Below are 2,044 nucleotides of genomic sequence, written 5' to 3'. Positions count from 1 at the left end.
TGCGCCGCCAGGGGCCGCCGCGGCCCCTGCTGCTGGAGGCCGAGGAGCGGGTGGCGACCCCGCCGCCCGGGACGCCGGAGGTGTTCGTCCACGGCGACCTCTGGCAGGGCAACGCCCTCTGGGACGGGGACACGCTCACCGGCCTGATCGACTGGGACTGCGCCGGCGCCGGGCCGCCCGGGGTCGACCTCGGCTCGCTGCGCTGCGACGCCGCCCTCTGCTTCGGCCCCGAGGCGGCCGGCGACGTCCTGGCCGGCTGGGAGGAGGTGGCCGGCCGGCCCGCGGCGGAGGTGGCCCACTGGGACGTGGTGGCCGCCCTGAGCACGCCGCCGGACATGGGCTGGTTCCCGGGGGCCATCGCCGGCCAGGGCCGCCCCGACCTCACCCGGGAGCTGCTCCTCGACCGCCGCGACGTTTTCCTCCGGGCCGCCCTCGACCGCCTCGACGGCGGCGGCTGACCGGCGGGCTACGGGGCCGCCAGGCGCTGGCGGGTCTCGGCCGGTGGGAGCAGCGGGCAGGTCGCGCACGGCCCGGCGGCCACCGTGTAGTTGAGGCAGCAGGTGACCCGCCGCCGGACCAGGCGGGCCGGCGCCGGCTCGACGGCGGTGGTGGTGGGCATGGCTCGTCCTTCAGGGCTGGCGGGTCTGGTCGAGGCCGGTGCCGGCCCGCGCGACCAGGGCGACGAGCGCGGCCACGTCGGCCTCGGTGGCGGTGGGGTTGACCAGGGTCAGCTTGAGGTGGGTGCGGCCGGCGACCTCGGTGCGGCCGACGACCGCCTGCCCGGTCGCCAGCAGGTGGAGCCGGATGGCCTCGTTGACCCGGTCCGACCGCTGCGGGTCGTCGGGGTCGGGGAGGTAGCGGAACACCACCGACCCGAGCACGGGCCGGGCCGTCAGGGCCAGGCGCGGCTCGGCCGCGACGGCGTCGGCGGCGCAGACGGCCAGCTCCAGGGTGCGGTCGACCAGCTCCCCGATGGCCCGCCGGCCCAGCGCCTGGAGGCTCAGCAGGGGGGTGAGGGCGGCGAAGCGGCGGGTGGTGGCCAGCGACCGGCCGACCAGGTGCGGCATCGCCCACTCCTCGGCCGCGCCCGGCGGGAGGCCGGAGTTGAGGTAGGGGACGGTCACCTCCAGGGGGGCCAGCAGGCCCTGGTCGCGGACCAGGAAGGCGCCGCAGGCGGCCGGCTGCCACAGCAGCTTGTGGAGGTCGACGGCCACCGAGTCGGCCGCCTCGATGCCGGCCAGCAGGCCGCGGTGGCGGTCGCTGAACAGCAGCCCGCCGCCCCAGGCGGCGTCGACGTGCAGCCACAGGCCGGCCGCTCGGGCCCGCGCGGCCAGGGCCGGGAGGGGGTCGATGCTGCCGAAGTCGGTGGTGCCGGCGGTGGCCACCAGGGCCACCGGGACCTGGCCGGTGGCATCCATCCGGTCCAGGGCCCGGTCGAGCTCGTCCGGGCGCAGGCGCCGGTCGGAGTCCACGCCGAGGGGCAGGACGGCCCGGCCGCCCAGGCCCAGCAGGGCCGCCGACCGGGTCACGGAGAAGTGGGCCAGCTCCGAGCAGAGGACCCGCCAGCGCCCGGCGTCCGGGCCGAGCCCGTCGGCGGCCACCTCCCGGCCCGACCGGGCGGCGGCGGCGTCGCGGGCCAGCAGCAGCCCCATGAGGTTGGACTGGGTGCCGCCGCTGGTCACGACCCCGCCGGCCACCTCCGGGTCCCAACCGACCCGGGCCGCCAGCCCGGCCACCAGCCGCTGCTCGAGGTGGGTGGCGACCGGCCCCTGATCCCAGGAGTCGAGCGACTGGTTGGTGGCGCTGACCAGGGCGTCGGCGGCCACCGCGGCGGCCAGGGGCTGGCAGTGGAGGTGGGCCGCGCAGGCCGGGTGGCCCGGGTCGACGCCGTGGGCGAGGCTGAGGCGGCCGAGGCCGTCCAGGGCGGCGGCCAGCCCGGCCCCCTCCTCGGGGAACGGCTCGACCCCGGCCACCAGCGCGGCCAGCTCGCGCGGGCTGGCTCCGCCGTAGGGGCCGGTCCGCTCCCGGGCCGCCGCCTCCAGGC

General features: G+C 79.1%; 3 protein-coding genes. 1 reads left to right on the top strand and 2 read right to left on the bottom strand.

From position 1 onward, the window contains the following. Positions 1-458 (top strand): phosphotransferase (locus tag VF468_31340; GenBank protein ID HEX5882781.1); only part of this gene is annotated, 458 nt, incomplete at its 5' end. 8 nt (positions 459-466) lie between these two features. On the opposite strand, the gene VF468_31335 is transcribed toward VF468_31340, so the two are convergent. Both VF468_31335 and VF468_31330 read right to left on the bottom strand, forming a co-directional pair. Then, on the bottom strand, positions 467-619 hold the full coding sequence (locus VF468_31335) for a (2Fe-2S)-binding protein (GenBank protein ID HEX5882780.1): 153 nt from the start codon (positions 617-619) through the stop codon (positions 467-469). Positions 620-629: 10 nt separating this feature from the next. After that, a partial coding sequence (locus tag VF468_31330; GenBank protein ID HEX5882779.1) for a pyridoxal-dependent decarboxylase occupies positions 630-2,044 on the bottom strand: 1,415 nt, incomplete at its 5' end.

The organism is Actinomycetota bacterium, from assembly GCA_036280995.1.
In the GTDB taxonomy this organism is placed as follows: Bacteria; Actinomycetota; CALGFH01; order CALGFH01; family CALGFH01; genus CALGFH01.
Note: the sequence above shows the minus strand (reverse complement) of the source record. Positions and strands in the feature narration are given on the sequence as shown.